Genomic DNA, 6,242 nt, shown 5'->3' with positions numbered 1-6,242 from the left:
GGGATGGTGGGGGTCGCGGCCGGGATGGTCGAGCAGCCAGGTGGCGGTGCGGGCGAGGCTCGCGGCGACGTCGCGACCCTGGCCGTCGTCGCCGCGGGCGACGAGCGCGTCGATGATCGCGGCGGCGAGCAGATAGCCGGTGGCGTGGTCGAGCGCCTGGGCGGGCAGCGCCCCCGGGGTGGTGGCGGCGTCGGGGCTCTCGATCAGGCTGATGCCGCAGGCGGCCTGCACCAGTGAGTCGAAGCCACGCCGCGACGCCCACGGGCCGCTGTCCCCCCAGGCGTTGACGCGGGCGCGGACCAGGCCCGGATGCGGGCGCAGGCCGAACGCCTCCAGCGCGCCGGGACGGTAGCCGGTGACGAGCACGTCGGCGCTGTCGAGCAGCGCCTGGGCGCGCGGCAGATCGGTGCGCAGGTCGAGGATCGCCGAACGTTTGCCGTGGCCGGTGTCGAGATGCTGCCAGACGATCTCGGCGGGCGCCGGCGGGTCGAGGCGCAGCACGTCGGCGCCGAGCAGCGCCAGCGTCCGCCCGCACACCGGCCCCGCGAGCACCCGCGTCAGATCGAGTACCCGCACCCCCGCCAGCGGCAACGGTCCACCCGTAAGCCGCCTCCGAGCTCCGGCGCCCTCGGAGGCGGGACGATCGTCGCGCCGGGTGGTGCGCACCAGCGGGCCGGGCGCGGCGGCACGGCCGGCGTCGCTGGCCCGCCAGGCCTGCTCGTCGCGGACCTGGACGGCGAGCGCGCCGGCGGCGGCCGCCCGCACCTCGACGTCGGCGGCGGAACTTGTCGCGATCCGCGCGGCGAGCGCGGCCCGGTCCGTCGCCGCGCCCGCGTCCAGGCCGAGCACGGCGAGCAGCCGGTCCCGATGGTGCGGATAGTTCGCGTGTGTACGCAGCCAGCCGTCGGCCGCGGGGAAGAACCCCGACAGCGCCGCGAACCCGGCCGCGGGCTCACCGCCGTCCCGGAACAGCCGCTCGCTGCCGAACGACGCGGCGAGCCGCTCCGGGTCGACCGGCGCGTCCGCGACCGGCCCGGTCGCCCCGGCACGCAGCGCCGCCGCCCGCACCGCCTCCACCGACATCGTCGCCAGCGGCAGCACGGGCAGAGTCGCGGACAGCCACACCGAGGACATAGCCGCATCGTAGGATCCGCCGGGTCCGCCCGCGATCGACCGGTGACCCGCGGCGGACGGAGGGCCTGCGGCCGCTCTGCGCGGCAGGCGGTTCGCCGGCTGGTCAGTGCGACGCAGTGGGAACGGCGGGGGGTTGCGTGGTGCGGGCGCGGTGCGCCGAGCCGATGGGCGGTGGTGGTGGTGGCGTGCTGGTCGAGGCAAAGGTGGCGAAGAGGTTGATCTCGATGACGATCTCGCCGTCGTCGGCGGTCATCCGCAGCCGGCCGCCGTGGATCTCGACAAGCCGGCGCACGACGTACAGGCCGAGGCGGGTGCCGTCGTCCGGGTGGGTCTCGGTGCCGGGGATCCGGATGAAGGGCTCGAACAATGTGCGCAGGGTCTCGGGGTCAAGGTCGGGTCCCGGGTGGCGGATGCGCAGGACGGCCTCGTCTCCGATCTGGCCGGCGGTGAGACGGATCGGCGCGCCGGGCGGGCAGTGGGCGGCGGCGTTGTCGAGCAGGTTCGTGACGAGCTGACGCAACGCGTCGTGGGTCATGCGCACCGGCAGACGGGGCGGGGCGTCGACGGTGACGCTGCTCGCGCTGTGTGGTGCGGATGCGCGCAAGGTGTCGACGGCCTCGCGCAGCACTGGCGAGATCTCCGTGAGGACGTCGTCGGTGGCGGCGGTGGCCGTCGCGGCGGTGAGCAGGTTCTCGAGCAGGCGGCACAGGCGCCGTGTGGCGAGGGACGCGGTGTCGAGCAGATCGTCGATGCGGTTGTCGGACAGATGGTCGCGCTGGTTGCGTACGGTTGCCAGGGTTGCGTGGATGCCTGCGAGCGGCGCGCGGAATTCGTGGCCCACGCTCGTGATGAGCGCGGTGCGAAGATGGTCGGTCTGCTCCATCCGGGCCATGAGGTTCTGCTGTCCCTCGTAGAACTGGTCGCGGTGGTGAGCGATGCGCTGGCGGGACTGTTCACCGTGGCGCCAGAGCAGGATCTGGACGCCGGTGAGGCCGACGACGAATCCGGCGAGGACCCCCACCGGCACCTGCGGTGCGCCACGGACCGGCAGGACGCGCGAGAGAAGGGGATCGGCCACGCAGGCCGCGGTCAGACAGAACGCATACGTCGCCCAGTCCTCGTAGAGCGCGAGCAGGGCGGTGACGACGGCCAGATGCAGGACAGGCTGCCAGGAGCCGCCCGCGAGCCCCATCAGGATCGTCGAGGAACTCAGCAGGCCTGCACTGGCGGCCAGGGTGCGCACCCGCCGCGCGCATCGCGACAGCGCCACGGCCAGCCCGGCCAGGGGAAGCACGAAGGCGACCAGGGTGCGCGCATCGGTCGCCTCCTGGTACCAGGCGTAGCCGGCGAGCAGCGGGAGGTGCAGCGCCAGGACCCAGCAGATCAGGGTGTGACGGGCCTTCCCGTCGGCCTCGCGCAGCCCGCGAGGCAACCAGCCGCCGGTGGGCAGCGCCGCATCGAAGGCCGGTGGCACCGGCCGTGCGGGGGCGGGCTGCGGGGATGCGGCGATCATCGCGCATTCAACCGGCGCACGCTGCGCCGCACCGTGGGGGAGGCTGTCGCTGTCGTGTCGCAACTCCTGGATCTGCGCGCGCAGGGTCTGCACCTCGGTCTCGAGGGCCGCGGCCCGGTCGATGGCCTCGTGGTGTTCGCGACGCAGATCCGCGCATTCGTCCTGCGCACGTCGTAGTGCGCCGTGCGCGTCGTCGAGCAGCAGGTCCCGGGAGGCAAGGTCGCCGCGCAGGGCGGCCGTGTCCCGATGGGCGTCACGCCGGCTACGGGCGAGCTGCGCCCGTGTTCTGCGCAGTTCCGCACAGGTGAGGTCGAGCAGCTTGTCCAGGGTGCGGATCGCGATCAGCTGGGGGTTGAAGACCTGGCTGACACCGAGGGGGCAGTCGGTGGCGTCGGGGCAGGCCGCGCGGTAGAGACGACCGCACTCCTCGAGGGCGGCCTTCTGCTCCTGCTCGGGGACGCCGAGACATATCTGACCCTCAAAATAGTTCCATTGTGCAGATGATTTGGCGACCTCGCCTCGGAAGAACCGGAGAATCCTGGCGGACAGGTTCCGCTGCTGATTCCGCGTTCCCCCCGGCATGATCCAGCGAGCTATCTGGTCGCCGGGGACCGGATAGCGTTCGTGGAGCGAGTACCGGTAGGAGAGCAGCGCGGCAAGGTCACGGTCCTTGACCTGCCGAGGGGGTCGCTGGACAGCCCCGGGCATCGACCCTTCTTTCGAACGACGGCGTCGGAATGCGTCTCCCCGGCCGCCTCAGGCCTGAGGTGGCTGGAACGGCGCTGATCCTGATGCGACGGGACGCGTCGCATCCCGCCTGCGCATCACGAACGATCCTGGGTGAAAAGTCGTTGATAGCGCGTCATACCGCACATTATCCGGAGTGGTCCTGCTGGAGTACGTTGGGCCGCATCAACTGCCCGGCCTGTCCGCCTGACCCCGGAGGGAGAACTCGATGTGGTGCATATGCAATTGCATCTGGACCGAGGTCTGGGCCCATGCGTAAGGGCAGGCCGGCGAGGCCGCGGAAGCGGTGCGGCGCACTCCCACCCCAGAGCACCTTCCCCCTGAGGGCCGCCGTCGCCCGCGCAGTGGCGGGAGGCGGGCCGGTCAGCCCGTGACGTCCCCCTGCCACGTCCGTCCCTCCCTGCCAGACGTCGCGACGAGTGCCGCACGTGGGCACTGGTGAATGGTGCCACTCGACGGGGGACGTTCACGCCATGTCGGGCTCTGAGGTGTGTCGCACCGTACGTCCGCGTGTGGCTCCCCAGGCATCACGGCCACCGGGCGGAGGCCCATCGCAGTGCCTCTGACGGCCCGGCGCCAGCGGCCTTCCGGAAGCGGACGCATGCAGCCAGCCCGCGGACAGGGGCGCGATACCGGAAACGCGGTCCGGGCGCCCACCTCGGCAGGCAAACCAGGCATAAATCGATCTCAAAGGAGAGACCTCGATGGTCAGTCCCACACCGGACCGAGCCGCGCCCGTCCTCGTGGTCGTGGTCGTCCTCGCGCCGCACGGCGACAGCACCCAGGCCGGCGCACCCAAAACGGCGCCCGAGCCTCTCAAACCGGATCCGTCGTCGTCCGGCGACGCGCCCTCACCCGCCAGGACCAGGAACAGGTGGCGCGTGGCGGTCGGCCTCACCACCGCCGCGCTCCTGGCCGCCACCGGGCTCGTGAACGTTGCGGGGCTGGCGACCGAGGTATGGGGCGGAGCGTTCTTCCTCGTCATCGACGGCGTGCTGCGCGGCCAGGGGACGCGGTGAGCCGAGGCGGCGGCCACGGCCGTTGGGCGATCTATCAGGCGCGTAGCCCCCTCACCGTGCCCGCCCGTCCCGGCGAGAGTGACTCATCCGACGGGGCACTCCGCCCGCCCACCACACCCGATCCGCAGGATCTGACCGTGACTCACCTGGTGCATCACTCCAGCCATGAAGACCAGCGCAAACGCCCGGCCCTCACGCGCGCGCGCGTTACGGGCAGCCCAACTCGCCAGGAGAAGAAAACCATCATCGACAGGGGAGGGGGCATCGACGGCACGCACCTCGAACGGCGCTCCTGGCCGGCCGCAGCGCGGCCAGCCGGCAGCCGCCCTGGCGCGCCGACCCACCTGCGTGGTCCATCGTGCTGATGGCCGGACAGCCGCGAACCCGAACTCGGGCCCTGGCTATCCGGCCGCCTACACACCAGGATCTCAGGCGCGGGCGAGGTACTGGGTGGGGAAGGTGTAGGGGGCGCCGTTCGCGAAGTACTCGGTTTCGACGACGGGCAGGCCGGTGTACTTCTGTGCCGGGGTGATGTACAGGACCTCGGTCAGTCCCTTGAAGGGGAAGGTGGCGGTGAGGGAGGTGCCGTAGATGCCCCAGCGGACGCTGCTGGCGTAACCCCAGTAGTCGGGGTTCTTCGAAAGGCCGAGGAAGGCGTGGGAGACGACCTGGACGCGGGCGCTGTTCCAGTGCGAGCAGTCCGGGAAGTCGATGACGACGACGATGAGATGGCCGTTCGGGTCGGTGGCCTTCCAGGTGCCCTGGTAGGGATTGTTGGCGCAGGTGGAGGCCTGGGCGGCCGGTGCGGTCAGGGCCATGGCGGCGCTCAGCCCGACGGCGAGCGCCGCGGCGGTGAGCAGCGCGCCGAGGCGGCGGAAGGGACGCGGGAAACGGCGTGACACGAGGACCCCCGAGGTTGTTCGGTGTGGAATCGCTGCGCCGATCACAATGCCAGACTCCCGATCTCCGGGACTTTTCGTGTCGGTCACGGGACAGCGGCCGAGGTGAACCCGTTCCCTGTGGGCGACGTATTTCTGAGACAACTTCGCGATGAGACAACGCGCCGCCCCCGGCGATGGCATGGAAATGGCAGCGGCCCGGCGGAAGGCGTTTGCGTGAAGAGCAGGTCGAGGCAGGGCGAAGCGGCTACCGTCGTCTCCTGGCCGTGCGGCGCGAGTCCGGGAGGCAGCGGGCGTGAGCGAGGACGACGGGCTGGCGGCGCTGCGCCGCGGCGAGGACCCGAACATCCTGGCCCGGCTGCGCACCGGCTGGGCGGTGCTCGGCGCGACGCAGCTGCTCCCCGGCTACTGTTTACTCATCCACGACGGTGACGCCGACCAGCTGACGGACCTGCCGCGCGCCGAGCGCACCGCGTTCCTGGCGGACCTGGCCCTGCTCGGCGAGGCGATCGCCGCGGTGTGCGCCGCCGCCGACCCGGGATTCCTGCGGATCAACTACGAGGTCCTCGGCAACGCCTGGCACCACCTGCACGGCCACGTCCGCGCCCGCTACACCTGGGAGGACGAGCGGCTGCGCGTCGGCCCGGTCGACCTCTACGGCCCCGCGCTCACCGACCCCCGTCATGCCGCCGGCCCCGCCCACGACCCCCTGCGCGCCCAGCTGAGCGCCGCCCTCACCACGATCACCCGCGACGCCTACGCCGAGCTCTGACCGGCGGACGTTCCCCCCTTACACCGCCACCCGGCAATGGTGACAGCACGTCACGGCCCTGGCGCCGTGCGGGTGTCGGAATCGACGCCAGCGGGTAGGGGCGGGACCTGGCCCTGCTCGGCGAGGCGATCGCCGCGGTGTGCGCCGCCGCCGACCCG

At 72.0% G+C, this 6,242-nt stretch carries 5 protein-coding genes; 2 read left to right on the top strand and 3 right to left on the bottom strand.

Annotated features, from left to right (window positions below):
- Together C1A33_RS17525 and C1A33_RS17520 are read right to left on the bottom strand one after the other, a co-directional pair.
- Window positions 1-1,134, bottom strand: a 1,134-nt coding sequence (locus C1A33_RS17525) for a CoA transferase (RefSeq protein WP_101832556.1), incomplete at its 3' end; no start/stop codon positions are given.
- Between the two features lie 103 nt (window positions 1,135-1,237).
- Window positions 1,238-3,355 carry a sensor histidine kinase gene (locus C1A33_RS17520; RefSeq protein WP_101832555.1) on the bottom strand — a complete coding sequence of 706 codons (2,118 nt, stop codon included), beginning with the start codon at window positions 3,353-3,355 and terminating at the stop codon, window positions 1,238-1,240.
- A 743-nt stretch (window positions 3,356-4,098) separates the two neighbouring features.
- Between C1A33_RS17520 and C1A33_RS17515 the strand changes: the two genes are divergently transcribed.
- Window positions 4,099-4,413 (top strand): hypothetical protein, encoded by a 315-nt coding sequence (locus C1A33_RS17515; RefSeq protein WP_101832554.1) that lies wholly within the window; start codon window positions 4,099-4,101, stop codon window positions 4,411-4,413.
- A 428-nt stretch (window positions 4,414-4,841) separates the two neighbouring features.
- Here C1A33_RS17515 and C1A33_RS17510 read toward each other — a convergent pair whose 3' ends face one another.
- Window positions 4,842-5,315, bottom strand: coding sequence for a hypothetical protein (locus tag C1A33_RS17510; protein ID WP_101832553.1), 474 nt, complete (start codon window positions 5,313-5,315; stop codon window positions 4,842-4,844).
- A 292-nt stretch (window positions 5,316-5,607) separates the two neighbouring features.
- On the opposite strand from C1A33_RS17510, the gene C1A33_RS17505 reads away from it, so the two are divergent.
- Entirely contained in the window at window positions 5,608-6,084 is a 477-nt protein-coding gene (locus C1A33_RS17505) for an HIT domain-containing protein (protein WP_101832552.1), read from the top strand.
- The last annotated feature ends 158 nt before the right edge of the window (window positions 6,085-6,242 follow it).

This window comes from Frankia canadensis (genome assembly GCF_900197875.1).
Taxonomy (GTDB): Bacteria; Actinomycetota; Actinomycetes; order Frankiales; family Frankiaceae; genus Frankia; species Frankia canadensis.
This window is presented reverse-complemented; position numbering and strand designations above follow the sequence as displayed.

Excerpts from the sequence above, each read along its gene's own strand:
- C1A33_RS17520 (WP_101832555.1), bottom strand. The coding sequence starts at position 3,355 with ATGCCCGGGGCTGTCCAGCGACCCCCTCGGCAGGTCAAGGACCGTGAC.
- C1A33_RS17515 (WP_101832554.1), top strand. The coding sequence starts at position 4,099 with ATGGTCAGTCCCACACCGGACCGAGCCGCGCCCGTCCTCGTGGTCGTG.